This is a genomic window from Bacillus sp. FSL R5-0585 (assembly GCF_038004545.1).
Lineage (GTDB): Bacteria > Bacillota > Bacilli > Bacillales > Bacillaceae_G > Bacillus_A > Bacillus_A cereus.
Window position 1 is genome coordinate 3,556,490 of sequence record NZ_JBBORJ010000001.1, and the last position, 26,011, is coordinate 3,582,500.

Here is a 26,011-nt window from a genome sequence, read left to right on the forward strand (position 1 = left end):
GTATCACCTCCCTACATACTTTCATCCATATTATACCATAACCTAAAAGCGTGTATAACCAACATTCGGTATTGAAACCAATAATAAAAAAGGCTGCAGAGAACTCCATCTCCACAGCCTAGTACTTATTTTTGCAAAAACGCCTGCAAATCTGCAAACTGTCTCTTTGCATCTTCATAGCCTTGCTCATATAGATTTTGTAGTTTTGCTGTATCTTTTTCCATACGATCTACTTGAAGCGGTACTTCTGGACGAATAACAAATAAATTCCCAGCTTGTTCTTCTTTTTCAATATAGTGAAGTGTTTCATTATACACTTCATAACGATTTAGCATCGTGTTCACAAGGTTCGGATATTTTTTATAAGCTTTCGCAGCAATCCACCCAAATCTTGATTTTTTCTTTGCGTAACCATGATTTCTCGTTAAAATTACGACTGATTTTTTAAATCCATCTTCCTGTGCTTTACGAACTGGAATTGGATCAGAAATCCCGCCATCTAACAGTTGCTTACCACGATAATTTACTACTGGTGCAATGAAAGGCAATGAACTAGACGCTTGTAATAAATTTAGTGCATCATCATTCGTTCCTTCTTTTTCAAAATAAACAGACTGTCCTGTTTCACAATCCGTCGTTCCTACAAGGAAACGTTCTGGGCTATTAAAGTATGTTTCAAAATCAAACGGCACATGCTTTTCTGGAATTTCATGAAAAATGAAATCCATATCAAATAGCTGACGTTTTCTCCATAAATTTTTATACGATAAATATTTCGGATGTGATGCATAATCAATATTGACCGTTTTATTTCTATTTCTTTGTCTGGAAAGATACGACGCTGCATGACAAGCACCAGCTGATACACCGATTACATATGGAAAATATAAATCTTGTTCCATAAAGTATTCTAATATCCCGCCCGTGTATACACCACGCATACCGCCGCCTTCTAATACTAACCCCGTATTTTCAAGCATGTTACTCTCTCCTCTATATATATTGACTCTTTAATTATTCACCATGTTAAGTATCTTTTTCTATTATATATGAGTTCTTTCAGAAATTATATTTAAAAGCCTTGAGAAAAAGGAGTTTTTTCTTCCAATTATATTTCCAAATGACCGGAGACATCCTTTATAAACCTTTGAATAAAGTCTTGCTCTTCTTTCGTATATCCATCTAAAAGTAACAACCACTTTTCTTCAGCTTGCTTATGCAATTTTTCATGAGCTTTATATATTTCATTCCCACTCTCCGTTAAGCTGAAGAAGATTTCTTTTTGATTATCTAACATTTGCATCTTCTCAACGAATTGCTTTTGAAACAACTTTGTACAAATTTTAGAGATTGCTCCCTTCGTCATGCCCATTCTTGTCGTAATTGCCGTTACATTCATCAAACCATTTTTTCCGATACATTCGATTACATGTAACTCAGATAAAGACATACTACTTACGCCTGTCTCACGAAGAAACTTCTCATTTTGTCGTTTTAAATGTTCTTCTTTTTTATGCAAAAGTGTACGAATGTCCGAAAGTATTTCCATTTGCTTCGTTGCATGCTTCAATCCGTTCGCCTCCTAAGTTTCCAAAGAAACAATTTAACTATATACCATTTTAAAACCATTTTTTCATCTTTACAAGTAAGAAAATCATGTTAAAATAAATTTAGTTTCCAAGGAAACTAAATCACAAGGAGGTTAACATGATGAAAAACTCTAAACTAACTTTTATTTTATATGTTGTCTGTATTAGTGCCTTATTCGGTTCCTTCGCGCAAAATATTTACACACCTATCTTACCGATGATTCAAAATTCTTTTCACACTTCTCTTTATCTTGTAAATATAACCGTTTCACTTTTCACATTCGTTCTTGCAATTATGCAGCTCGTATATGGACCTTTAATTGATACAAAAGGAAGAAAATCTGTCCTTATTCCTAGTTTGGTCATTAGTACAATTGGTTCAATCGGATGTGCTTTTTCGGCAAACATTTATTTATTTCTCTTTTTTAGAGCTGTTCAAGCTATAGGAATAGCGGCTATACCTGTAGTTTCAGCAACGATTATCGGCGATTTATTTGAAGGAAAAGAACGCGGAGAAGCGATGAGCCTATACCAAATGTTACTTGCCCTCGCACCTGCAATGGCTCCTCTCATAGGTGGTTATCTTGGCAGTATAAATGGTCACTTATCTGTATTTCTCTTTTTATCTACACTTGGCATTATCTTATTAATTATAAACATTTCACTACTCCCAGAAACAAAGCCAAATATAATTAAACAATCTAAAGCACAAAAGAATTACTCTCTTATCTTAAAAAATAAAACTGGATTTTCTATTACTCTTATTGGCTTCATTCAATTTTGTATTTACTTTTGCTTTCTCGTTTTTTTACCGAGTATTTTAACAAATTCATTTCATTTAACTGTAAATAAAATTGGTCTTATGTTTGTACCAATGTCTCTTTCTATCATGCTAGGAAGTTTTTGCTACAAATTTTTGCAAAAACGCCTCACAACAAAGCAAGCTTTATTTATTACGAGTTTCTTCAATATTATATGTGTCGTTTTATTCTCTTTCACATATAACATCAATATCCCATTTATCATTATCGTTACATCTTTGTACGGTTTTAGTATGGGACTTTCTATGCCAACTCACACCACTTTATTAACAGAAGAATTCGTACAAGAACGCGCAACAGCTATCGGTATGTACAACTTCATCCGCTATCTTGGTATGGGCACAGGGCCACTTATAGGTGGATTTCTTTTATTTAACCAAAATTACTTTTGGATTTTCTTCCTAGGCGCAATTATGTTTTTACTTGTAATCTTATATACAATGAAAATGCTAAGTTTTCATTCTGTACAAAAATTAAAATAGAGCCCCAAAAATGTCGGCTCTATTTTACCCTCTTTGATCCGCAACAATATGAATATCAATATACTTTGTTTGTCTCATAATTTCATTTACAATAGAACCTTTTCGAATTTCTTCCCACCGCGTTCTCGCTGATTGCCCAAGTAAAATTTGTGTTACTTGCAATCTTTTCGCGACTTCAATAATAACATCTGCTGGCTTTCTTCCCTTTGCTTCTTCTAATACAAAACTTGCATCAAATTGATTCGTTAGCAACTTCCACTCTTCAATCGTCTGCTTTTTTCCAGCTGAAATAGAATCTATATTTTCCCTCTCAACGTTTAATACGTACAATTCAGCGTTTAACCGATCAGCCATGCGCCATCCCCGTCTTATTAATTTCTCCGCTGTTGAACTGTATTGTACACAAACGAGAATTTTTTCTTTCACTCCGATTGGTTCTATCACTGTTTGACTAATCTTTTCGTCCATATCGTCAGCGACTTCACGAAGCGATAATTCCCTAAGTGCTCCTAAATTATTAAGCGTAAAGAAATTTTGTAAGCTTTGCTGAATTTTTTCTTCTTTATATATCTTTCCGTCTATTAGTCTCTTCCTTAATACCTCGGGCGTTGCATCAACGAGCTGAATTTCATTTGCTTTTTGTAAAATAAAATCTGGAATTCGTTCTCTTACTTTTACATTCGTAATTTGAGCTACAATATCATGAACACTTTCTAAATGTTGAATATTAAAAGCTGATAATACCGATATACCGGCCTCTAACAATTCCTGCACATCCATATAACGTTTCTTATGTTTAGAACCAGGAACATTACTATGCGCAAGTTCATCCACTACGACTACTTGAGGCGCGCGTTTTTTTATTCCTTCCACATCAAGCTCATAAAATACCTTTCCTTTATACTGTATTTCTTTCAAAGGAACTTTTTCTAAATCAGCAATTGCTTCTTCCGTCTCTTTTCTTCCATGCGTTTCAATTAAACCAATTACAATATCAATTCCATCTTTTTTCATTTCCCTTGCATCAAAGAGCATTTTATAACTTTTTCCTACGCCTGGAGCTGCTCCTACATATAACTTTAACTTTCCGCGATTTTGCTGACGAATATATTCTAAATATTCCTCTGGCGTTCGCCTTTGAAACTTCGGTTCATAATCATCTGCATACAAAATAAACACTACCTTTCATTCGAAACAACGCTACCTCAATCCATTAGATTGAGGTAGCACTGTTACTATTTCATTAATTTCTGTAATGCCAAATTTAGCTTTAAGACGTTTACGCGGGTCTCTCCAAATAAACCAAGCGCAGCACCTTCTGTTTGATCTTTAATCAATTGATTAAGTTTTTCTTTCGGAATATTCGTTAATTTCGAGATGCGATCCACCTGCACCGAGGCCGCCTTTGGACTAATATCAGGATCAAGCCCTGAACCTGAATTTGTCACTAAATCTATCGGTATTTCTGTAACCGGAACAGCTGGATTTTTTTCCTTCCAGTCCGCAATACTTTTCTCTACTCGCTTTGCTAAATCTGGATTAGATGGTGCATAGTTATTTGAACCAGATGCTTCAGCCTTATATTCAATACTAGAAACACGCCCTTGAAAATAACGTGGATCCGTGAAGTTTTGACCAATTAATTTAGAACCAATCACTTCATTTTTATCATTATATATTAGACTTCCATCCGCGTTATCCTTCATTACTGCTTGTGCAATACCAGTAACAATAAGTGGGTATACAAGTCCACACAACACTAGAAATGTAAAAGTAATACGGATAATTGGTGATAGTATACTTTGTTTCTTCTCCATCTTTTTCCCCTCTTCCTTATATAAACAAGCCGACAATCATATCAATTACCTTAATTCCAATGAACGGAACGATAACTCCGCCAAGCCCATAAATAAGTAAGTTTCGGCTAAGCAATGCATTAGAACTCATCGGTTTATATGCAATACCTTTCATCGCTAACGGAATGAGTAATGGAATAATAACAGCGTTAAATATTAATGCTGATAAAATCGCTGACAGTGGTGATGTTAATTTCATAATGTTCAATGCCTCCATTTGCGGAACCGCAAGTGTAAACATTGCTGGAATGATAGCAAAATATTTTGCTATATCATTCGCAATACTAAACGTCGTTAAAGCACCTCGCGTCATTAACAATTGCTTACCGATTCCTACAACCTCAATAATTTTCGTTGGATTCGAGTCTAGATCAATCATGTTTGCCGCTTCTTTCGCTGCTGTCGTACCACTGTTCATCGCTAATCCAACGTCCGCCTGTGCTAATGCTGGAGCATCATTTGTACCATCACCTGTCATCGCTACAAGTTTCCCTTTATCTTGCTCTGCTTTAATGACAGCAATTTTATCTTCCGGTTTACACTCGGCAACGAATTCATCTACTCCAGCTTCTTTTGCAATAGTTGCTGCTGTTAACGGATTATCACCTGTACACATAACCGTTTTAATCCCCATTTGGCGTAACTGTTCAAAACGCTCACGCATACCCGGTTTTACTGTATCCTTTAAATAAATTAAACCGTAAATACGATTATCTACTGCAACTACAAGTGGTGTTCCGCCCTCTTTTGAAATTAAGTCTGCTTTTTGATTTACATCTTTCGGAATTGTTCCGCCTTGTGACTCAACCCATTCAATAACGGCACCTACAGCACCTTTTCTCACTTTCGTTCCGTCTTGTAAATCAACACCACTCATTCTCGTTTCTGCTTTAAACGGAACAAACTCACCTTGTTCTGCAAGTTCTCTATTATATGATATAGATTTTCCCTGCACATACTCGATAACAGATCGACCTTCTGGTGTTTCATCTAAAACAGAACTAATAGCGGCCCACTTTCCAACTTGCTCAATCGTTTCATTTCCTACAGGTAATAATGTATGAGCCATTCGGTTCCCAAAAGTAATTGTACCTGTTTTATCTAAAATAATTGTATTAATATCGCCAGCAGCTTCTACTGCTTTCCCTGACATCGCTAACACGTTAAATTTTGTTACCCGGTCCATCCCAGCAATACCAATCGCTGATAGCAAACCACCAATTGTCGTTGGAATTAAACATACTAACAACGCTACAAGTACAGCAGTATCAATTTGAAAACCTAAATAATTTGTAAAAATCGGCAACGTCACAACGACGATCAAGAAAATAAGAGTTAAGCTCGTTAATACTGTATTTAAAGCAATCTCATTCGGCGTTTTTTGACGAGCAGCTCCTTCTACTAAAGAAATCATTTTATCGATAAATGATTCACCAGGATTACTCGTAATGACAATTGTAATTTCATCACTTACGACCATCGTTCCACCTGTTACGGAACAAAAATCACCGCCTGCTTCTTTTATAACAGGAGCTGATTCACCTGTAATTGCAGATTCATCTACAGATGCTAATCCTTTGATTACTTCGCCATCACTTGGAATCATTTCTCCTTGTTTTACGATAACAACGTCACCTTTTCTAAGATCAGTTGCTGAAACTTGGACAATGTCTCCATTTTCTTTTACTACATTTGCAAACACATCTTTCTTCGACTGCTTTAAAGAATCGGCTTGCGCTTTACCACGACCTTCTGCTAATGCTTCTGCAAAATTCGCAAATAAAACTGTAAATAATAGAATGAGAGAAACTGTTATATTAAACCATCCTGGTATACTACTAGAACTGCTTGGAAGAAAAGATAAAATGAACGTAATGATAAATCCAATTTCCACAACGAACATAATCGGATTCTTTATCATGACCTTCGGATTCAATTTCGCAACGGATTGCTTCATCGCATGTGTTACGATATCACGATCCATCGTTTTCGCTTGTCTAACTTCATCTTCTACAGCATGTATTTGGGACTCATTTAATTGTTTTTCTTTTACTACTACCGGTCTCATCATTTACCCTCCATTACTTCAATGTAAGAAATTCTGCAATTGGACCGAGTACTAACATTGGGAAGAATGTTAATGCACCGACAATTACAATTGTTCCGATGAAGATGCCACCAAATAAACTATTATCTGTACGGAACGTTCCGACTGTTTCTGGCACTACCGTTTTTTCTTTCAATGAAGCTGCCACAGCTAGCATCGTAATTAAACTGAAGTAACGTCCTAAAAACATAACTAAACCAGTCGTAATATTCCAAAACGGTGTATTATCTCCTAATCCTTCAAATCCAGATCCGTTATTCGCAGCTGACGATGTATATTCATATACCACTTGCGTCAAACCGTGGAAACCGGAATGAGAAATAGCATCCGTCCCTAAATTTGTTGAAAGAGCTAATGCCGAAAATCCTAAAATGAGCAATGGATGAAATAAAATCGTGACCGCGATTAATTTCATTTCCTTACCTTCAATCTTTTTACCTAAAAACTCTGGTGTCCGTCCAACCATTAACCCAGATATAAACACCGCGATAATTGCATACATAATAATGTTTACAAAACCTGCTCCAACGCCGCCATACACAGTATTTAACATCATATTTACAAGCGGAACTAAACCGCCAATTGGTGTTAACGTATCATGCATCGTATTAACAGCGCCTGTTTCAGCAGCTGTCGTTACCGTTGCGTATAGTGAAGAAAATACTGTTCCAAATCGTACTTCTTTCCCTTCTGTACTTCCTTGTACATGTTCGATACCCATTCCATTTAATGCCGGATTCCCATTTAGTTCAGATGTCGTAATCGTTATAAATCCTAGTAAAAACACCATAAAAAGTGATACGAAAAGGATGCGACCTTGTTTTTTATTTCCTACCATTCGTCCGTACGTAAATGGAAGTGCTGTTGGTAATAACATCATAAGCATCATTTGCAAAATATTACTCATTTGTCCTGGATTTTCAAAAGGATGCGTAGAGTTCGCTCCGAAAAATCCACCGCCGTTATTTCCAAGTTCCTTTATGGAAACGAATGATGCAACAGGTCCACGTAATATACTTTGCTTTGCCCCATCAATCGTTTGTGCTGTAACCGCCCCATCTAACGTTTGGGGTACGCCGAGTGCGACAAAAACTAGTGCCGCAATAAATGCGATAGGAAGAAACACTCTCGTTAACGCTCTCGTAAAATCAACGAAAAAGTTACCAAGTTCTTTTCCAGCAAGTCCTCTTATAAAAGCCATAACGAGCGCTAATGTCGTTGCTGGTGCCGCAAACATTAAAAATGTAATCCCGATTAATTGTGATAAATAGGATAAACCATTTTCACCGCTATAATGCTGTAAATTTGTATCAGCCATAAAACTAATCGCTGTATTAAAAGCGAGCGTAGGCTCCATCCCTTCAATATGCGCTGGATTTAACGGCAGCACACCTTGTAATCTGAAAATGAAATATACAACAACAATCATAAATCCGTTGAGTAAAACTAATGATAATGCGTACTGTTTCCACGTTTGATTGTATTCTTTTACACCCGTAATTTTAAAAATAATTTTTTCAAAAGGCCCAAATACTTTATCTAGCGTTTTGCTACCTTGAAAAGCTTTTTCTAAATAAACCCCCGTTGGCTTTGCTACTAAAATAAACAAGAGCATTGTAATAATGACTGCAACCCAAATCATAATGAATGATTCCCCCTAATTAAAACTTCTCTGGATTTAATAATGCATACACTAAATACACTGTAATTGCTGCGACAATAACCGATAAGACAATCATCATGATTGCTTTCCTTCTTTCACAACTTTATCTGACCAACTTGCAAGACTTGCCATTGATGCAACTAATAAAATAAAAATCCCGACCATTACAACATCTAACATAGCTATCCCTCGCTTTGTTCTTTTGTTAAAATTTACCATTTAAATATTAAAAAAGAACACTGAGCTCTACTCAGTGTTCAAAAAATGAACAACAAAAAGTAAACCTCCTCTCTAAACGCTTACGAGGTTAGCTGTCGGATTCGGGCCTAAAGAGTAGCCCTACTTTCAAAACTGAAAGATTCACCCCAAGTGACGATGCACAAAATTGGTTCCCCCGCTCCATTTCTGGAACTCAGCGATTTTAGGTTTTTTTGGAAATTTTATGAATGATTTATGAGAGTAAATATACTCCTCTATATTTCACTTGTAAAGGATTAAATTACTGAAAATAATAATATTTACATTGATTTAAACGCTTACATTGAAGATTATTACTATTATTTCATCTATTTTCTTTATTTCTCTTCTCTTTTCTTAAAAATGACCTTTTAAATATGAAATAAAAAGAGCGAATGACATGAAGTGCATAGCTTGTTGCACTCAGCATTCGCTCTTTTTTATTCAACCTTTATTCTCCTCGTAAAAATGCACGTAAATTTCTCCCGCGAATATAAACTTGTGTCAATTCTGCATGTAGCTGCTCATACTCGGTAATATCTACCTCTAAATACAAAGCATCTTTTGATGGTAATATAATATACGGCCCTGGAAAAAGGGGATCGATCTGAACCAATTCTTGAACTCGCTCTACCGATACTGCCCAACGATTTGCTATATCTCCAAGTAATAGTACCTTCATCATTTCTTCCCCCGCCCTATTCAAAAAATAAAAAAGAAATATTATCACAATTTGTAAACACGACAAACTTAGCTCCAATTGTTTCATAGAGCCTCGCTGGATATCGTTTATTCCTTGTAACAACAGTAATAGGTGCTTGAAAAGAAAAGCGAATGTGTTCTGTGAAAAAACTAACGATTGGAAGCTCATCCCCTAGTAAAATCACCTTCTTAATACACTCACAAATACTAGTAAAGTCCTGCTCCTTACTGCAGCTATAAGTCCAATCAAACCCACAATTCCTAACTTCAGCCGCTATCTCTTCATTTGCTGTAAAAATAATTAACTCATGTTGAAATGATACTAAATCTCTTAAACTATTTACCTTACTTTCTTCTCCAACACAAATAAGTGTTAGTTCCATGTACCTCATCCTCCTTAGTATAAAAGAAATCAAACATAGATTGATATTCCCCTATACTAATCAGATCGATGAAGTGATGTATCCATCATGGCACCGTCCTCTCTCAAGACGCTTACGAAGTTAGCTGTCGGATTCGGACTTTGAGAGTAGCCCTACTTTCAAACTTGAAAGATTCACCCCTAGTGCCTACGCACAAATTGGTTCCTCCGCTCCATATAATTGGACTCAGCGTTTACAAAAAAATGTATTCTGGCTGATATATTACTCCTGTATTTTGAAAAAGTAAACAGAAAAAAAGCCAGTTATAAAACTGGCTTTTTCACTTACCTATGCACGCGTTCTATTCACTTTATATGCAAAATGATTCGTCGGTCCATGACCACTACCAATATTCAATGGCTCTTCAATTGCTATACTAATAAATCGTTTTGCTTCTTGAACAGCATCTTCAATTGAGTATCCTTTCGCAAGTCCTGCTGTAACCGCTGAAGCAAATGTACACCCACTTCCATGCGTTTGCTTTGAAGGAATTCGCTCGCTTCTAAACTCAATAAATTTTTCTCCATCAAAGAGGAAATCAATTACTTCATTCCCTTGATATTCTGCATGTCCGCCCTTCATAAGCACATATTTAGCACCTAATTCATGCAATACTTTTGCAGCTTCCTTACTATCTTCAACATTATGAATCTCCATCCCAGTTAACACTTCTGCTTCTGGGACATTCGGTGTTATAACAGTTGCTACTGGTAATAAATATTCTTTTAATGCTTGAACTGCTTCTTGCTGTAATAATGATGCACCGCCTTTTGCAATCATAACGGGATCTAGCACAATATTATTCCAGCCAAACTTTTTAATTTGTTCCGCAACAATTTGAATTATTTCACTACTAAATAACATTCCTAGTTTCACTGCATCTGGTGTTACATCCGTACCAATTGAATTCAGCTGTTCTGTAATACCTTCTAATGGAACAGGATATACCCCTTGAACGCCAAGCGTGTTTTGAGCAGTAATTGCCGTAATAGCCGTCATTCCGTATACACCAAGCTCTTGGAATGTTTTTAAATCTGCCTGAATTCCAGCACCGCCGCCGCTATCAGACCCTGCAATTGTTAAAGCTTTATTCACTTTCATCCCACTCATCCTTTTCTATCCAAAATAGCGATGATAAATCGTTTTTGCTTCGCTTATATCTTTCGTTCCATGTACGAGCACACGGCCATCTTTAAAGGCTACTAACCTCTTGTCTTCAACAGAAAATGATAGTAAATATGGATTTATATTTAAATCATTTACACGACCTTCCAACAACTCTTTATATTGTTCAAAATTCATTTCATCTTTATGAGGTGGTCTAATTTGAACTGTATTTCGCCCGCATAAAACTGCTGTTTTTGATGTGTTTTCTTTATTTAAATACGGATATAATGCATTCTCTCCGCATGAAGGACAATTATGCTGGCGAAGTTTTTGTACATTCATACATGAATACTCATTCTTCCACATATCAAACGATACAAGCCCATCTCGAAGTGATTCGTAATCTTCTACTAACAGTTTAAGAGCTTCTGTTACTTGATGAGAAACGACAAGAGATACAGCAGGTGATATAATACCCGCTGTATCACATGTTGCCCCGCCAAGCGGAATCGACTGTAATAAACATGATAAACATGGTGTTTTACTAGGAAGGATTGTGTAAGAAAGACCGTAACTACCTACACATGCACCGTAAATCCATGGAATAGAATATTTTTGTGATATATCATTTACAATAAAGCGCGTTTCGAAATTATCAGTCGCATCAATAATTACATCAACATTTATAACAAGTTCTTCTAGCTCTTCAGCTGTTACATCTTGAACGAGAGCTTCTATTGTTACATCACTATTAATCTCTTCTAAACGTTTTTTAGCCGCTATAGCTTTTGGAAGATTATTCTTTACATCGCTCTCTGCATACAATTGTTGTCTTTGTAAATTACTCCAATCTACATAATCACGGTCAACAATTGTTATCCTGCCAACACCTGCTCTTACAAACATCTCTGCATTTGCACTACCTAATGCACCTGCACCGATAATAAGCACATGCTTTTCTCTTATCTTTTGCTGTCCTTCTTCTCCAATTGGAGAAAATAGTTCTTGGCGAGAATATCGATTATTCAACTACGCTCATTCCTTCTAAAGGACTACTTGCAGTTGCACAACGCTTACGTGCAATACGACCTGCTTCAAATCCTAAACGGCCTGCTTCAATACTTAATTTCATTGCTTGTGCCATTTTAATAGGATCTTTTGCTCCTGATACAGCTGTATTTAATAACACGCCATCTGCTCCTAATTCCATTGCAAATGCCGCATCAGCTGGGCTACCAATACCGGCATCAACGATAACTGGTACTGTCGCTTGTTCAATAATGAAGCTCAAATTTAATGGATTTACAATACCAAGTCCTGATCCGATTGGAGATGCTCCTGGCATAATCGCATGCACGCCAAGCTCTTGTAATTTACGTGCTAATACAACATCATCAGATGTATACGGAAGTACGATAAATCCTTCTTCCAGTAACATTTCAGATGCCTTTAACGTTTCTACCGGATCAGGTAATAACGTTCTATCATCACCAATAACTTCTACCTTTATCATGTCACAAAGCCCAGAAGCTTTTGCTAATTTTGCAATACGAACAGCCTCTTCAGCGTTTTTTGCTCCTGCTGTATTTGGTAATAACGTATATTTTTTCACATCAAGTTTCTCTAATAAATTAGGTTGCTTTGCATCAAAGATATCCATACGACGTACTGCAAACGTTAAAATTTCAGCTTCAGAAACGTCAATTGCCTTTTGCTGTACATCAAAATCAGGGAATTTACCTGTTCCTAATAAAAGTCTAGAATGAAATGAAAATGGTCCAATGTTTAACATAATCAACCGCCTCCTACGAAAGTTACAATCTCAATTTGGTCTCCATCAAAAACAGATGTATCTGTATGATCATCTTTTTGTAAAATATCTTTATTACGCTCTACTACAACAATTCTGTTATCTAGCTCTAAATGTGTAAGTAGCTCAGCTACTGTTTTTACACTCGCTGGCACTTCAATTTGGTTACCATTAATTTTTAAATTCAAACTTCCATCCCCTTTCTAAACTCTTCTAGAAAGCAATGAATCTAGCAAATGATTCTCTTGCTTTCCTTCTATTAAATCAGCCATATATTGGCCAGAAATAGGACTTAATAAAATACCGTTTCGATAATGGCCCGTGCAAGCATATAAACCTTTTATTTCTTCATGCTCTCCCATATAAGGAGCTTCATGATTCGATTGTGGTCTTAATCCTGCCCACGTGCTTTCCCATTCTGCTTCTTTTAAAGCTGGCAATATTGTATAAGCACGCTCTAATATAGAAGTTATACTTTCTGGCTGCACAGTTTTATTGAACGTATGTGGCTTCATTGTTGCCCCAATTACGTAACGTCCACCGCGCTTTGGAGTAATGTAAAATCTTTCTTGAAAAATAGGTGCTTTTAAAAGTTGTTTTCTACTTCTTACCGCAACCACTTCTCCTTTAACTGGATATGTACCCCAATCGCGGTGAAAATAACTGAGTAACTTCGTGCTCCATGAACCTCCTGCAATAACGACTTTCTCACATGTGACAATACCTTCACTTGTAATAACTCCAGTCACTTTATTATTTTCAATACGGATATCAAATACTTCTGTCTGTTCATATATATCAGCACCGGAAATCGCTGCAGAATGTGCGAATGCTTTCGTAAGCTCTGGTGCAATAACATGACCGTCTTTCGGATAATATACTGCTCCTATAATAGATTCGGATAGATAGGGCTCTTTTTTCCGCACATGGTCTCCCGTTAGAAAATAAGAATCTTCACCTGTTTTCTGCTGCCAATCCATAATGTGAAGAATTCTTTCCTTCTCATCTTCATTTTGAGCAATACGATAAATTCCTTTTTCTTCATATCCAATATCAACACCCGTCTTTTCACGTAAAACTGCTGCAAGTTGTGGAAATATAGCTCGGCTTTCTCTAGCAAGTTCAAATAGCGGATCATACGCATCCCATTCTGCCTGAACACCAAGTAAACCAGCAGCTGCTTTTGAAGCTTCCGATGCAATACTTTGCTTCTCCACAATCGCTACTTTATGTCCTCTTTCTGCTAGAAAATGTGCAACTGAACTACCAATTACACCACCACCAATAATCGCTACATCATACTTCTCACACATGTTTTTCCGCCCACTTTCTTATTGATTCCTTATAAGATTTCGCTTTGCTATACGGGTTACTACTACTTACAATTCCAGACATAACTGCTATACCGCTTACACCGTTAGTAAGAACATCCACTGTGTTTTCTGGGGTAATTCCTCCAATTGCTGTAATCGGTATAGATAAACACCTTGCAATGTCTGAAATTTCTTCAAGCCCTCTCGCTGGCACACCTTTTTTACAATCTGTCGGAAATACATGGCCATAAACGAGTGAATCCGCTCCATTTTTAAAAGCTACTATTGCTTCATCTAGCGAATGCACAGAATAACCGACATGCAAATACGAAAACTTTTCTTTCACTGACTTTACATCTGTACTTCGATATCCTAGTTGAACACGAGGAATATTTAATAAAATTGCAATATCAATTCGATCGTTTATGACAATTTTAGAAGCCGGAAAGCCCTCCATTAATAGACTTTCCACACCTTCATATAATTCCTTCGTACTCTTCTCACGCTCACGAATATGCAAATAATCAATCTCACTCTCAATTTGCATCGCTACATTCACTAACTCTTCGAATGGCATATGGCCATTTGAGATTACGTGGAGCTCATTTTTCATATTCATTCGCCTACTTTAAAATATTTTCGAATAATTCATCGGCTGGGACGGTTTCTTTCGTCATTCCTTTGTCCTTCAGCCACTTATTTTGTTTCTCCCAAGATTCTTTTGAATCTGATAAGAATGGCTCATCTTTCGTTTCCATCTTCTCTAATAAAATTTTCATACTTTCCTTTTCGACTTCTGGCACAAGTGGGAAGTTTTCTTTTTCTTGATGATTTAATAAAATATTCAATGCTTCATCTGGGTTTTTCTTCATGAAATCATAGCCCTTTTTCGTACCACGTAAGAAAGCTTGCAACGCCTCTTTATCTTTTTTCAACGTTTTATCACCTGTTACAAACACAAGCTCATGATAGTTTGGTACTCCGTAATCAGCTGGATTAAAGTACGCTGGTTCATGGCCTTCATGACGCATAACAGGTACTTCATGGTTAATGTATGCCCCTGTTACCGCATCTACTTTCTTCGTAATTAATGCTGGTACTAAATCAAAGCCAACATCTACTACTTTCACTGTATCAGGATTACCACCAGCTTCTTTTACCATCGTTTTTAAATACATCTCACTTAATGGTGTTCCAGAGTATCCTACTGTTTTTCCTTCTAAATCTTTCGGTGATTGAATGCCCGCTGATTTCAGTGATACAACATGATTTAATGGTGAACGTACGACAGCCCCAATTGATTTCACTGGAATTTGCTCATTCGCTCTCGCCATAACAACATCTGGCTGATAATACAAGCCAACTGTCACCTTCCCTGCTGCTGCCAGCGTTAATGGATCAGTCGGATTAGAAGGGAATTTAATATTTACCTTTACACCTTCTTCTTTAAAGTATCCTTTTTCAATTGCTGCATAGATAAAGCTATGTACAGCATTTGGATACCAATCTAACATGACTGTTATTTCTTTCTCTTCTTTACTTTTGTCTGATGCTGAATTACTCGAACATCCTGCAATTATTGCAATTAATAATGTAAACACAAAGATGCGCTTTAAAAATTTCATGAATGCTTCCTCCAACTAATGAATTTCTTTTCTAATATGGAAATAATTACGACGAAGAAAATAGCTAATAATGATAACAATACAATAGGTGCAAATACGCCAGCTCCATCTAACTGCGTCATCATTCTCTTACTGAAATATCCAAGCCCAGCTTGTGCACCGAGCCATTCTCCAATTGCTGCTCCGATAACACTAAGCGGAACTGCAATTTTTAAAGCTGAGAAAAAATAAGGAAGAGCAGACGGCAACTTTAATTTAAGAAAAATATCTCTTTTTGTTGCTCCATATGTAACTAAGAGCTCCTCCCATTCTTTTTTCGTACTACGCAGTCCATCATACGTATTGACCGCAATTGGGAAAAACGTAATTAAAACTGTGACAACAACCTTACTCCAAATTGTATATCCAAACCATAAAACAAATAGCGGAGCAAGCGCAGTAATCGGAATCGTTTGTGAAGCAACTAATAATGGATAAAATGCTCTCTCCATCCATGTACTCGCATTCATTAACATTGCTAGCCCTACACCTAATACGATAGAGATAACAACACCTATTAAAACGACGTATAACGTTGCAGGTAAATGAACTGTAAATAATATGTCTTTTAGTTTCCATATCTTCATTACAATCGCAGAAGGCGACGGTAAAATGTACATCTCATCTACAATTCTTGCTCCTATTTCCCACACAGCTAGTAAAATACTAGAAAGTGTAATAGCAGGAACTAATTCTTTCAATCGGTTCATCACACAAGTACCTGCCTTTGTAACATACTAAGAAGCTCATCTTTCAGCGCTAATACTTCCGGTTTATATAAATCTTTTCGTGTTCTGTTATGATCAAGCGGTACAGTCCGCTCAGTCAAAGTCGTTATCGGCTGCTGTTCCACTACTAAAACTCGGTTTGAAAGAAATAACGCTTCTTCAACATCATGAGTAATGAATAAAATTGTTTTTTCCCACTCTTGCCATTGTTCAAACAACCATTCTTGCAAAGAGGTCTTCGTTAAAGCATCCAACGCACTAAATGGTTCATCTAATAGCAATATCTCCCCGCCTGTTAATAAAGTTCGAATAAAAGATACACGTTGTCTCATACCACCAGATAAATCTTTCGGATATTTTTTCTCATACCCTTGCAAACCAAATTTATGTAACAGTTCCTTTGCCTTTACTTCTGCTTCTTTCTTCTGTACACCTTGGCACTCTAGCGGCAGGGCAGCATTCTCAATAATTGTTCTCCACGGCAAAAGCATATCTTTTTGCGGCATATATCCTACAGGATGGTGCTTTGTTTCTGTCAGTTCTATCTGTCCAGTACTTACCTTTTCTAGACCTGTAATAAGGCGAAATAAAGTACTTTTTCCACATCCACTCGGTCCGATAATACTGACAAACTCTTTCTCATGTATAGAAGCATTTAATTCATGGATGATTGGTTTCTCATCGTAATGAAAAGAAACATTATGAAACTGTAGTATGTTCTTGCTCCTCAAATCCCCACATCTCCTTACGATAGGACATATCCCAGAATAAATATTCAAATCGACTGGAATATAAGAAGATCTCCTCTAATCTTTCTAGTTCTTTCTCAGACTTTCCAACTGCCATTTCATTTAATAAATCTATTAACCAAATACAAAGATTACCGTATTCTTCCGAACTATATCCTTGAATCCACTCACCAAAAAACTCATGATCTCTTGCTCCAGGAATATCATTTAAACGCTTTCCAATTTCCCAATAGCTCCACATACATGGAAGAAGCGCTGCTATTAATTCCGCAAGTGTGCCATTTTGAGATACAGACATCATGTAATTTGTATAAGCTAAATTTTTAGCAGATGGTTTCGCAGACTCTATCTCCTCTATAGAAATTCCAAGTCTTTTTGCATATTGTTTATGGATTGTCATTTCGCCATTTAATATTCCATCAATTTGTTCAGCGAACTTTCCCATTACTTGTGGATTCGTTGCTTTTACAACACCAATCGCATATAATTTTGCATAATCTAGCAGATATAAATAATCTTGAATAATATAATACTGGAATTTATCTTTTTCTAACGTGCCATCTCCCATACCCACTACAAACGGATGATTATGACTCATCTCCCAAACCGGTTGCACAGTTTCTAATAATCTATCGCAAAATTTCATTTCTCTATCCCCTTTCAATATATGTATCTAAATAAAAAACCACTTCTATATATAAGAAGTGGTTACAGCAAATAAAGTTATACATTTATTCGATGTTCCACTTCCCTTCGCTAGTATTACCTAGATCAGGTGTTGTAAGGGTTAAGGATTATTCCTCTCTCAGCAAGTCAAGCACCCCTAGCGGTTTCAATATGAAATTTTCAAATAAAAAAGCCCCGTTTCTATACGCAAAGAAACGGGGACTCATTGTTAGTGTCCGAATTGCTTCCCTACGCTAGCATAATCTAGATCAGGTAATAAAAAGGATCAAAGGCTTACGGCCTACTCTCAGCTGGCAACACCAGCTCTCCTAGCAAACTATAAAATTATCACTGTCAGTATAACACCCTAATAAGACATCATCAACTTTTTTAATTTTCTTAATTATCAACATAATATCAAAATTATACAATACATACATTCTATTTTAGAAAATAAAACCCCGATTAATTGTATAAAAAGGAATCATTATCCTCAAAAAATTTATTTTTATATTGATTTCATATTACATTTATGTGAATACCCCCACTATATTATATCTTTATACTATAATAAAATTACAACTATACAACTAGAGGAGGTCTCTATTCCATGAATATGAAAGCTACTGCTTTAACAGCAACTACTGTAGCGATTGCTTCTTTACTTCCTTCTATGGGTGAAACAAATGTACAAAAAGCAAACGCTGAACAATTATCTAATATTAAAACTGGGTATGTCAAAGTCGATCAAGTAGCATTACATACAGAAGATAACGTAAAAAGCACATCAATTGATACAATTCGCTTTAATACAAAAGTGAACATCCTTGAAACAACTAATGGTTGGTATAAAGTATCTGTTCATAATAAAGTAGGTTATGTACAAAAAGATGCTATTTTACTAAAAAACAAACTTCGATCTAATGATCAATACATCGTTAATGCTAATGCATTAAACGTTCGCTCTGAACCTAATTTAGAATCTTCCATTTTAGATGTATTACCAAATGGTAAGTTTATTACCGTTCAAGAAGATCAAGGCGAATGGTATAAAATATCACATAATGGCCAAACAGGTTACGTACAAAAAGCATTCATCTCTAATGGTTCACAACCCTTAGTAAAAGGAATCACCGTTCAAAATAATACAAAATATACTGTTGCAACACCTAATCTAAATGTACGTAGCACCGCTAGTACAAGTAGCACTCTACTCGGTTCATTACAAAACGGTACACAAGTACAAGTAGTAGAAACTGTAGGTACTTGGTATAAAATTCGTTTTGGCACAGGATACGGATATGTAGCAAAACACTATGTAGTACAAAATCAACCACAAGCTAAAACAGATCAGCCTTCATCAATTCCAGCTGCTTTCAAATTCCCCGCTCAAGGAAGAATTAGCTCAACCTTTGATATACGCTGGGAACAAATGCATTATGGTATAGATATTGCCGCTCCAGGAAACATCTCTATCCAAGCTGCTGCTGCAGGTAAAGTTGTGAAATCTTATTATTCAGCTAGCTATGGCAATGTTGTTTTCATTGCGCATCAAATCAATGGGAAATTATATACAACTGTTTATGCTCATATGAAGGATCGCACTGTACAAGCTGGTGATCAAGTACAAACTGGACAATTAATAGGTCATATGGGAAACACAGGTCATTCATACGGGCAACATCTTCATTTTGAATTACATAATGGAGAATGGAATTTTGAAAAAACAAATGCAGTAAATCCACTGCCATATTTAGTTAGGTAAATTGTATGCCACGCAATATACCTCTTATAATTGAATACGTAGCCTTTTTAGGTTTAATCTGTTGTTTAATCATTTACAATACAAACATTGTATTTTTATCTATTATTATTGCTTTTGTTGCATTAGAAATTATGATGGAATCATTTCAAGTGCAACTAAAACAAAAAATTGCCCATATTTATAATGCTATTTTTCTTTTGAGTGCTCTCATAACAAATATAATTAGTAATGGCTTTTATTTATCTACTGTATTTCCAGTATTCTTTATGGCTGTTTTATTATTTGTAGCTAGATATATTAATGTCCCTTATAACCAAAAACAAAAACAAGAACAAGAAGCTTAGAAAGAGGAGACACTGTGTACCAATCTTTCAAAGATACTCCAATAAAATACATATTGAATTTGTATAAGAAAGCCAATACTTTTTTTGGTATACAAGGAAGTTATACTGCACAACTTCTCCTATATGGAATGTTGTTTCTTATCTTAATCACTTTCTCCTTGTTTTACTAACAAAAAAGGATCTCACATAAACTGGAGATCCTTTTTAATTTATATTAATTTTTCATATCGAAAATATTGTTTATCCACAAGCATATTTTTCATAAATAAAGCTCAGATTATATTTTTTCTCTAAGCTCATTCGTTGTTCGTCATCGCACCAATAGAAAAGAATATCATGAATCGTTGCGTAACGCTTATTTTTAAGAAATAGCCTAAAGAATGATGGTAAACAATCATGTAATTGTATAAATATATAATTGCGTAGTGTTTCTTCTTTATATTCAATGCCCTTACAAATATACAGTAATTCTTCACAATAATATGCATGCTGTGGAACTTGTATCATTTCGAAAAATGGCACATAAGATAGTAGCTTTCCAATAAAATGACCATATCGATCCATTACTCCTATCGTCATATGCTCCATCATTTCTTTCATCACATATAAATAATCATCTACATGCGTTGTCTTTAATGGGTCTAAGCGATCGGAAATTTGAGATAATACAGCTCTTTGACATGCTAAAACTGCCTGACTAGGTCCATAATATGATAGGAAATCTGTACACTTACGATATTTCCGTAATAAATCATGTGTATACAAATCATATACAAAAGTATTACAATACATTGCTAAACTCATCATATCACTATTTAATTGCTCTTTTGATAATGATTTCGCTCTCTTGCACATATAGAAGAATGTAAATTCCAATACTTCTTTATGAGATAATAAATGTTTACAATCGGTTATACACTTCTCATTAAATTTAACTCTATCCCAAATTTCAATATCCCTATCTGTCAATTCACCTATACGATATTTAATAATTAAATAATTTAAAGCAACTGATTGCGTCAAAAGATCCCATGTTTCATATTCCAATGAAGTATGAACAAACTCAGCTAATCCTTGCGCTATCATAAAATCATTTGCCTCTTCATACCAACCAATCTCTTGGCATAAGCGAAGAATACGCACTAAAGTTGGAATTTCATCTTTATGAAACTGCGGTAATTTCTTTGCTTTATTCATGCCATATACGATAAATGCCGCTAAATTTTCTTCTTTATAAAATTCTTTCTCTTTCCATACTAATATAGTTCGTTCTTTCCCCTCACCTTTTGGGTGACAAGGTACAAGCAAAGAAAATAATTCAGCGAAATTATTTGGTTCTATATATGTATCTGTAACCAAATTCCAATTTGGATCGCCCTGTACAGCCTTCATATAATTCCCCTTCCCTTTTCATCTATGTAGGAAATATTAATTTATTATCGCACCACTAAAAATTAATATTGTTATATTCAAAATCTCTCATAATACTTATATCTATCAGTATATCATCTTTTCTCTTATTAAAAATTAAGAATAACAAATTTTAAAAAAATGTCGAAATTATTAACCACATACTTATTATATAATGTCTCAGATACATCACGCTAACATATTAGTTTAATCCATATATACTAGAATAATGTATCTGAAATTTATATATAATTTAGCTCTTTATGAGTGACCATTAAACTCTCGGTTAATGAAAGTTTCAATTTACTCTGTACGCTCTGAGATTTCGCTCAAGGCAAATCCAGCTTGATCATCTGCTGATTCCCTTATAGCTAAATCTCCTAGTGCTAACATGCCAATAAGTTGACCACTATCAACTACTGGTAATCGTCTAATTTGATGCTGTGCCATTAGCTCTGTAGCTTTTTCAATAGAATCATTTGGAGAAACTGAGATAATATTTGTTGTCATTACATTTGTAATCTTATTAGATCCAGGATGTTTTTCAGCAATCCCTCGAACGACTAAATCACGATCAGTAACAAGCCCAACAACTTGCTCATTTTCAACAACAGGAATTAATCCAACCGATTCTTCCTTCATTTTTACAGCTGCCTCATATACATTGTCTAGCGGTGTACAATGTACAATATGGGTACTCATTAAGTCTCTCACTCGTGTCATTATGATTTCCTCCTTTTTATACATACCATAGCTTTTCCAAAATTCCTTTATTTATTTCTGGAAAGTAACATAATAAAAAGGATTAACAAAATAAAAAAGAGCCAGCATAATGCTGACTCTTTTTTGTATGACCCGTACGGGATTCGAACCCGTGTTACCGCCGTGAAAGGGCGGTGTCTTAACCACTTGACCAACGGGCCATGGCTCCGCAGGTAGGACTCGAACCTACGACCGATCGGTTAACAGCCGATAGCTCTACCACTGAGCTACTGCGGAATAATATATGGTGGGCCTAAATGGACTCGAACCATCGACCTCACGCTTATCAGGCGTGCGCTCTAACCAGCTGAGCTATAGGCCCATATACTTTACAGGGGCAGTAGGAATCGAACCCACACTGGAGGTTTTGGAGACCTCAGTTCTACCTTTAAACTATGCCCCTAAATGATGCCGGCTAGAGGACTTGAACCCCCAACCTACTGATTACAAGTCAGTTGCTCTACCAATTGAGCTAAGCCGGCATAAAAAAATGGTGGCTCGGGACGGAATCGAACCGCCGACACGAGGATTTTCAGTCCTCTGCTCTACCGACTGAGCTACCGAGCCAACATAAATGGCGGTCCCGACCGGGGTCGAACCGGCGATCTCCTGCGTGACAGGCAGGCATGTTAACCACTACACCACGGGACCATTTGGTTGCGGGGACAGGATTTGAACCTGCGACCTTCGGGTTATGAGCCCGACGAGCTACCGTGCTGCTCCACCCCGCGACAATATAAAGTTTCAAAAAATGGAGGAGGTAGAGGGATTCGAACCCCCGCGCGACTCTCGCCGCCTGTCGGTTTTCAAGACCGATCCCTTCAGCCGAACTTGGGTATACCTCCATGAAGGAAAAAATAAATATTTTATTATTATATGTCTAAACCATTAAAGAAAAAATGGAGGAGGTAGAGGGATTCGAACCCCCGCGCGATTCTCACCGCCTGTCGGTTTTCAAGACCGATCCCTTCAGCCGAACTTGGGTATACCTCCGAGACATATGTTAAATAAAGTGGAGCCTAGCGGGATCGAACCGCTGACCTCCTGCGTGCAAGGCAGGCGCTCTCCCAGCTGAGCTAAGGCCCCATGTTTTTTGGGAATATCGGGAAGACAGGATTTGAACCTGCGACCCCCTGGTCCCAAACCAGGTGCTCTACCAAGCTGAGCCACTTCCCGTTAATAAAAGCGCGCCCGAGAGGAGTCGAACCCCTAACCTCTTGATCCGTAGTCAAACGCTCTATCCAATTGAGCTACGGGCGCATATGGTGCCGAGGGCGGGGGTCGAACCCGCACGGTGGTCACCCACCGCAGGATTTTAAGTCCTGTGCGTCTGCCTGTTCCGCCACCCCGGCATGTCATATTGAAAATTGGAGCGGAAGACGGGATTCGAACCCGCGACCCCAACCTTGGCAAGGTTGTATTCTACCACTGAACTACTTCCGCAAGACATGTATGAGTTATTTTATTAAAAGTGCGGGTGAAGGGAGTCGAACCCCCACGCCAAAGGCGCTAGATCCTAAGTCTAGTGCGTCTGCCAATTCCGCCACACCCGCATATTTCATTAAAATGGTGAGCCATGAAGGACTCGAACCTTCGACCCTCTGATTAAAAGTCAGATGCTCTACCAACTGAGCTAATGGCTCTTAATGGCTGGGCTAGCTGGATTCGAACCAGCGCATGACGGAGTCAAAGTCCGTTGCCTTACCGCTTGGCTATAGCCCATTAATTAAGAATGGTGGAGGGGGGCAGATTCGAACTGCCGAACCCGAAGGAGCGGATTTACAGTCCGCCGCGTTTAGCCACTTCGCTACCCCTCCGACATATATGGTGGAGGATGACGGGATCGAACCGCCGACCCCCTGCTTGTAAGGCAGGTGCTCTCCCAGCTGAGCTAATCCTCCATTTTGCCTGGCAACGTCCTACTCTCACAGGGACAAGGTCCCAACTACCATCGGCGCTAGAGAGCTTAACTTCCGTGTTCGGTATGGGAACGGGTGTGACCTCTCTGCCATCATTACCAGACTGTATTCATTTAAGACAAGAATCATTTTAACTCATTTGACCTCGAAAGTCAATAAGTTTTTTATATTCTTTCAAAACTAGATAACATTTGCTACATATTATATGGTTAAGTCCTCGATCTATTAGTATTCGTCAGCTCCACATGTCACCATGCTTCCACCTCGAACCTATCAACCTGATCATCTTTCAGGGATCTTACTAGCTTACGCTATGGGAAATCTCATCTTGAGGGGGGCTTCATGCTTAGATGCTTTCAGCACTTATCCCTTCCGCACATAGCTACCCAGCTATGCCCTTGGCAGAACAACTGGTACACCAGCGGTGCGTCCATCCCGGTCCTCTCGTACTAAGGACAGCTCCTCTCAAATTTCCTACGCCCACGACGGATAGGGACCGAACTGTCTCACGACGTTCTGAACCCAGCTCGCGTACCGCTTTAATGGGCGAACAGCCCAACCCTTGGGACCGACTACAGCCCCAGGATGCGATGAGCCGACATCGAGGTGCCAAACCTCCCCGTCGATGTGGACTCTTGGGGGAGATAAGCCTGTTATCCCCGGGGTAGCTTTTATCCGTTGAGCGATGGCCCTTCCATGCGGAACCACCGGATCACTAAGCCCGACTTTCGTCCCTGCTCGACTTGTAGGTCTCGCAGTCAAGCTCCCTTATGCCTTTGCACTCTACGAATGATTTCCAACCATTCTGAGGGAACCTTTGGGCGCCTCCGTTACACTTTAGGAGGCGACCGCCCCAGTCAAACTGCCCACCTGACACTGTCTCCCGGGTCGATAAGACCCGTAGGTTAGAATTTCAATACAGTCAGGGCGGTATCCCACCAGCGCCTCCACCGAAGCTAGCGCTCCGGTTTCAATGGCTCCCGCCTATCCTGTACAAACTGTACCAAAATTCAATATCAGGCTACAGTAAAGCTCCACGGGGTCTTTCCGTCCTGTCGCGGGTAACCTGCATCTTCACAGGTACTATAATTTCACCGAGTCTCTGGTTGAGACAGTGCCCAAATCGTTACACCTTTCGTGCGGGTCGGAACTTACCCGACAAGGAATTTCGCTACCTTAGGACCGTTATAGTTACGGCCGCCGTTTACTGGGGCTTCAGTTCAGAGCTTCGCTTACGCTAACCCCTCTCCTTAACCTTCCAGCACCGGGCAGGTGTCACCCCCTATACTTCGCCTTACGGCTTCGCAGAGAGCTGTGTTTTTGCTAAACAGTCGCTTGGGCCTATTCACTGCGGCTTTCCGTTAAGAAAGCACCCCTTCTCCCGAAGTTACGGGGTCATTTTGCCGAGTTCCTTAACCAGAGTTCTCTCGCACACCTTAGGATTCTCTCCTCGCCTACCTGTGTCGGTTTGCGGTACAGGCACCTTTTATCTCGCTAGAAGCTTTTCTTGGCAGCGGGGAATCAAAGACTTCGCTCCATAAGGAGCTTCCCCATCACAGCTCAGCCTTCACGATAAGCGGATTTGCCTACTTATCAGCCTAACTGCTTGGACGTGCACAACCAATCGCACGCTTCTTCTATCCTTCTGCGTCCCTCCATTGCTCAAACGATAAAGAGGTGGTACAGGAATATCAACCTGTTGTCCATCGCCTACGCCTGTCGGCCTCGGCTTAGGTCCTGACTAACCCTGAGCGGACGAGCCTTCCTCAGGAAACCTTAGGCATTCGGTGGACGGGATTCTCACCCGTCTTTCGCTACTCATACCGGCATTCTCACTTCTAAGCACTCCACCAGTCCTTCCGGTCTGACTTCACTGTCCTTAGAACGCTCCCCTA

The 26,011-nt window shown here is 38.0% G+C and carries 26 protein-coding genes, 20 tRNA genes, 2 rRNA genes and 4 riboswitches (1 of these 52 only partly in view); of the genes, 3 read left to right on the forward strand and 45 right to left on the reverse strand.

All coding sequences use genetic code 11. From position 1 onward, the window contains the following. Positions 1 to 125 precede the first annotated feature (125 nt). Positions 126 to 980 carry a patatin-like phospholipase family protein gene (locus MKY38_RS18405; protein ID WP_000892679.1) on the reverse strand — a complete coding sequence of 285 codons (855 nt, stop codon included), beginning with the start codon at positions 978 to 980 and terminating at the stop codon, positions 126 to 128. Positions 981 to 1,108: 128 nt separating this feature from the next. Beyond that, positions 1,109 to 1,570 carry a MarR family transcriptional regulator gene (locus MKY38_RS18410; protein ID WP_065224740.1) on the reverse strand — a complete coding sequence of 154 codons (462 nt, stop codon included), beginning with the start codon at positions 1,568 to 1,570 and terminating at the stop codon, positions 1,109 to 1,111. Between the two features lie 140 nt (positions 1,571 to 1,710). Here MKY38_RS18410 and MKY38_RS18415 point away from each other — a divergent pair, with 140 nt between their 5' ends. Continuing rightward, the gene (locus MKY38_RS18415; RefSeq protein ID WP_070179731.1) at positions 1,711 to 2,892 is read left to right on the forward strand and encodes an MFS transporter; all 1,182 of its coding nucleotides are present in this window, start codon (positions 1,711 to 1,713) and stop codon (positions 2,890 to 2,892) included. A 24-nt stretch (positions 2,893 to 2,916) separates the two neighbouring features. Here MKY38_RS18415 and kdpDN read toward each other — a convergent pair whose 3' ends face one another. The 19 genes from kdpDN to tenA all read right to left on the reverse strand — a co-directional run bounded on the left by kdpDN (position 2,917) and on the right by tenA (position 17,896). Continuing rightward, entirely contained in the window at positions 2,917 to 4,071 is a 1,155-nt protein-coding gene (gene kdpDN / locus MKY38_RS18420; RefSeq protein ID WP_003269552.1) for a KdpD-like non-kinase potassium sensor, read from the reverse strand. Between the two features lie 56 nt (positions 4,072 to 4,127). Then, on the reverse strand, positions 4,128 to 4,709 hold the full coding sequence (gene kdpC / locus MKY38_RS18425; protein WP_000412594.1) for a K(+)-transporting ATPase subunit C: 582 nt from the start codon (positions 4,707 to 4,709) through the stop codon (positions 4,128 to 4,130). A 16-nt stretch (positions 4,710 to 4,725) separates the two neighbouring features. After that, positions 4,726 to 6,816, reverse strand: a complete 2,091-nt coding sequence (kdpB, locus tag MKY38_RS18430; RefSeq protein ID WP_065224742.1) for a potassium-transporting ATPase subunit KdpB — start codon at positions 6,814 to 6,816, stop codon at positions 4,726 to 4,728. Between the two features lie 13 nt (positions 6,817 to 6,829). Continuing rightward, positions 6,830 to 8,497 (reverse strand): potassium-transporting ATPase subunit KdpA, encoded by a 1,668-nt coding sequence (gene kdpA / locus MKY38_RS18435; RefSeq protein WP_065224743.1) that lies wholly within the window; start codon positions 8,495 to 8,497, stop codon positions 6,830 to 6,832. Positions 8,498 to 8,516: 19 nt separating this feature from the next. After that, a complete protein-coding gene (kdpF, locus tag MKY38_RS18440) occupies positions 8,517 to 8,597 on the reverse strand; it encodes a K(+)-transporting ATPase subunit F (RefSeq protein ID WP_000973728.1) in 81 nt (26 codons plus the stop codon). Beyond that, positions 8,594 to 8,698, reverse strand: coding sequence for a SipW-dependent-type signal peptide-containing protein (locus MKY38_RS18445; RefSeq protein WP_000887894.1), 105 nt, complete (start codon positions 8,696 to 8,698; stop codon positions 8,594 to 8,596). The genes kdpF and MKY38_RS18445 overlap by 4 nt, the downstream gene beginning before the upstream one ends. A 102-nt stretch (positions 8,699 to 8,800) precedes the next feature. Beyond that, a riboswitch (cyclic di-AMP (ydaO/yuaA leader) is annotated at positions 8,801 to 8,946 on the reverse strand. A gap of 134 nt (positions 8,947 to 9,080) precedes the next feature. Then, positions 9,081 to 9,203, reverse strand: a complete 123-nt coding sequence (locus MKY38_RS18450; RefSeq protein ID WP_001034421.1) for a hypothetical protein — start codon at positions 9,201 to 9,203, stop codon at positions 9,081 to 9,083. Between the two features lie 3 nt (positions 9,204 to 9,206). Next, positions 9,207 to 9,440, reverse strand: coding sequence for a hypothetical protein (locus MKY38_RS18455; protein ID WP_001985933.1), 234 nt, complete (start codon positions 9,438 to 9,440; stop codon positions 9,207 to 9,209). 13 nt (positions 9,441 to 9,453) lie between these two features. Further along, positions 9,454 to 9,840: a hypothetical protein gene (locus tag MKY38_RS18460; protein WP_000424090.1), complete on the reverse strand. Its 387-nt coding sequence runs from the start codon at positions 9,838 to 9,840 to the stop codon at positions 9,454 to 9,456. Positions 9,841 to 9,933: 93 nt separating this feature from the next. After that, a riboswitch (cyclic di-AMP (ydaO/yuaA leader) is annotated at positions 9,934 to 10,081 on the reverse strand. A gap of 86 nt (positions 10,082 to 10,167) precedes the next feature. Next, a complete protein-coding gene (gene thiD / locus MKY38_RS18465; protein WP_025687120.1) occupies positions 10,168 to 10,980 on the reverse strand; it encodes a bifunctional hydroxymethylpyrimidine kinase/phosphomethylpyrimidine kinase in 813 nt (270 codons plus the stop codon). A gap of 15 nt (positions 10,981 to 10,995) precedes the next feature. Continuing rightward, positions 10,996 to 12,015, reverse strand: a complete 1,020-nt coding sequence (thiF, locus tag MKY38_RS18470) for a thiazole biosynthesis adenylyltransferase ThiF (RefSeq protein WP_065224745.1) — start codon at positions 12,013 to 12,015, stop codon at positions 10,996 to 10,998. Beyond that, positions 12,008 to 12,778, reverse strand: coding sequence for a thiazole synthase (gene thiG / locus MKY38_RS18475; RefSeq protein ID WP_000931981.1), 771 nt, complete (start codon positions 12,776 to 12,778; stop codon positions 12,008 to 12,010). Before thiG ends, thiF begins: the two co-directional genes overlap by 8 nt. Positions 12,779 to 12,780: 2 nt before the next feature. After that, on the reverse strand, positions 12,781 to 12,984 hold the full coding sequence (thiS, locus tag MKY38_RS18480) for a sulfur carrier protein ThiS (protein WP_001049502.1): 204 nt from the start codon (positions 12,982 to 12,984) through the stop codon (positions 12,781 to 12,783). Positions 12,985 to 12,999: 15 nt separating this feature from the next. After that, complete coding sequence (thiO, locus tag MKY38_RS18485) at positions 13,000 to 14,109, reverse strand: glycine oxidase ThiO (RefSeq protein ID WP_065224746.1); 1,110 nt, start codon at positions 14,107 to 14,109, stop codon at positions 13,000 to 13,002. Beyond that, positions 14,102 to 14,722: a thiazole tautomerase TenI gene (tenI, locus tag MKY38_RS18490; protein ID WP_000787170.1), complete on the reverse strand. Its 621-nt coding sequence runs from the start codon at positions 14,720 to 14,722 to the stop codon at positions 14,102 to 14,104. Before tenI ends, thiO begins: the two co-directional genes overlap by 8 nt. 10 nt (positions 14,723 to 14,732) lie before the next feature. Continuing rightward, the gene (locus MKY38_RS18495) at positions 14,733 to 15,734 is read right to left on the reverse strand and encodes an ABC transporter substrate-binding protein (RefSeq protein ID WP_065224747.1); all 1,002 of its coding nucleotides are present in this window, start codon (positions 15,732 to 15,734) and stop codon (positions 14,733 to 14,735) included. Then, on the reverse strand, positions 15,731 to 16,483 hold the full coding sequence (locus MKY38_RS18500; protein ID WP_001080855.1) for an ABC transporter permease: 753 nt from the start codon (positions 16,481 to 16,483) through the stop codon (positions 15,731 to 15,733). The genes MKY38_RS18495 and MKY38_RS18500 overlap by 4 nt, the downstream gene beginning before the upstream one ends. After that, entirely contained in the window at positions 16,483 to 17,232 is a 750-nt protein-coding gene (locus MKY38_RS18505) for an ABC transporter ATP-binding protein (RefSeq protein ID WP_001256791.1), read from the reverse strand. The genes MKY38_RS18500 and MKY38_RS18505 overlap by 1 nt, the downstream gene beginning before the upstream one ends. Further along, positions 17,201 to 17,896 (reverse strand): thiaminase II, encoded by a 696-nt coding sequence (gene tenA, locus MKY38_RS18510; protein WP_000666827.1) that lies wholly within the window; start codon positions 17,894 to 17,896, stop codon positions 17,201 to 17,203. The genes MKY38_RS18505 and tenA overlap by 32 nt, the downstream gene beginning before the upstream one ends. An 85-nt stretch (positions 17,897 to 17,981) precedes the next feature. Further along, a riboswitch (TPP riboswitch) is annotated at positions 17,982 to 18,085 on the reverse strand. Positions 18,086 to 18,145: 60 nt separating this feature from the next. After that, positions 18,146 to 18,257: riboswitch (TPP riboswitch) on the reverse strand. Positions 18,258 to 18,526: 269 nt separating this feature from the next. Between tenA and MKY38_RS18515 the strand changes: the two genes are divergently transcribed. Beyond that, positions 18,527 to 19,681 carry an SH3 domain-containing protein gene (locus MKY38_RS18515; RefSeq protein ID WP_065224748.1) on the forward strand — a complete coding sequence of 385 codons (1,155 nt, stop codon included), beginning with the start codon at positions 18,527 to 18,529 and terminating at the stop codon, positions 19,679 to 19,681. Positions 19,682 to 19,686: 5 nt separating this feature from the next. After that, positions 19,687 to 20,025 (forward strand): hypothetical protein, encoded by a 339-nt coding sequence (locus tag MKY38_RS18520; RefSeq protein ID WP_001137824.1) that lies wholly within the window; start codon positions 19,687 to 19,689, stop codon positions 20,023 to 20,025. Positions 20,026 to 20,265: 240 nt separating this feature from the next. Here the strand turns inward: MKY38_RS18520 and MKY38_RS18525 are convergent, their stop codons facing one another. The 24 genes from MKY38_RS18525 to MKY38_RS18640 form a co-directional block, all read right to left on the reverse strand. Then, positions 20,266 to 21,417, reverse strand: a complete 1,152-nt coding sequence (locus MKY38_RS18525; RefSeq protein WP_000648912.1) for a DUF3965 domain-containing protein — start codon at positions 21,415 to 21,417, stop codon at positions 20,266 to 20,268. A gap of 321 nt (positions 21,418 to 21,738) precedes the next feature. Continuing rightward, entirely contained in the window at positions 21,739 to 22,158 is a 420-nt protein-coding gene (locus MKY38_RS18530) for a CBS domain-containing protein (RefSeq protein ID WP_000199011.1), read from the reverse strand. Between the two features lie 128 nt (positions 22,159 to 22,286). Continuing rightward, positions 22,287 to 22,358: transfer RNA gene (locus tag MKY38_RS18535), tRNA-Glu, on the reverse strand. A gap of 1 nt (position 22,359) precedes the next feature. Beyond that, positions 22,360 to 22,434, reverse strand: a tRNA-Asn gene (locus tag MKY38_RS18540). 8 nt (positions 22,435 to 22,442) lie between these two features. Beyond that, positions 22,443 to 22,519, reverse strand: a tRNA-Ile gene (locus tag MKY38_RS18545). A 10-nt stretch (positions 22,520 to 22,529) separates the two neighbouring features. After that, positions 22,530 to 22,600, reverse strand: a tRNA-Trp gene (locus MKY38_RS18550). A 6-nt stretch (positions 22,601 to 22,606) separates the two neighbouring features. Beyond that, positions 22,607 to 22,679, reverse strand: a tRNA-Thr gene (locus MKY38_RS18555). Positions 22,680 to 22,688: 9 nt separating this feature from the next. Next, positions 22,689 to 22,764: transfer RNA gene (locus MKY38_RS18560), tRNA-Phe, on the reverse strand. An 8-nt stretch (positions 22,765 to 22,772) separates the two neighbouring features. Beyond that, a tRNA-Asp gene (locus MKY38_RS18565) sits at positions 22,773 to 22,848 on the reverse strand. 3 nt (positions 22,849 to 22,851) lie between these two features. After that, positions 22,852 to 22,928, reverse strand: a tRNA-Met gene (locus MKY38_RS18570). 21 nt (positions 22,929 to 22,949) lie between these two features. Then, positions 22,950 to 23,042: transfer RNA gene (locus MKY38_RS18575), tRNA-Ser, on the reverse strand. Between the two features lie 55 nt (positions 23,043 to 23,097). Further along, a tRNA-Ser gene (locus tag MKY38_RS18580) sits at positions 23,098 to 23,190 on the reverse strand. Positions 23,191 to 23,210: 20 nt separating this feature from the next. Continuing rightward, a tRNA-Ala gene (locus MKY38_RS18585) sits at positions 23,211 to 23,283 on the reverse strand. Between the two features lie 16 nt (positions 23,284 to 23,299). Continuing rightward, positions 23,300 to 23,373, reverse strand: a tRNA-Pro gene (locus tag MKY38_RS18590). Positions 23,374 to 23,383: 10 nt separating this feature from the next. Beyond that, positions 23,384 to 23,457: transfer RNA gene (locus MKY38_RS18595), tRNA-Arg, on the reverse strand. Between the two features lie 3 nt (positions 23,458 to 23,460). After that, a tRNA-Leu gene (locus tag MKY38_RS18600) sits at positions 23,461 to 23,549 on the reverse strand. 16 nt (positions 23,550 to 23,565) lie between these two features. Continuing rightward, a tRNA-Gly gene (locus MKY38_RS18605) sits at positions 23,566 to 23,640 on the reverse strand. Positions 23,641 to 23,669: 29 nt separating this feature from the next. Continuing rightward, a tRNA-Leu gene (locus MKY38_RS18610) sits at positions 23,670 to 23,750 on the reverse strand. 14 nt (positions 23,751 to 23,764) lie between these two features. After that, positions 23,765 to 23,840: transfer RNA gene (locus MKY38_RS18615), tRNA-Lys, on the reverse strand. Between the two features lie 4 nt (positions 23,841 to 23,844). Then, a tRNA-Gln gene (locus tag MKY38_RS18620) sits at positions 23,845 to 23,919 on the reverse strand. An 11-nt stretch (positions 23,920 to 23,930) separates the two neighbouring features. Next, positions 23,931 to 24,014 (reverse strand) — tRNA-Tyr (locus MKY38_RS18625). Positions 24,015 to 24,022: 8 nt separating this feature from the next. Further along, positions 24,023 to 24,098: transfer RNA gene (locus tag MKY38_RS18630), tRNA-Val, on the reverse strand. A 5-nt stretch (positions 24,099 to 24,103) separates the two neighbouring features. After that, positions 24,104 to 24,219, reverse strand: a 5S ribosomal RNA gene (gene rrf, locus MKY38_RS18635). 102 nt (positions 24,220 to 24,321) lie between these two features. Beyond that, positions 24,322 to 26,011 (reverse strand): 23S ribosomal RNA (locus tag MKY38_RS18640); it runs 1,232 nt beyond the window's last position.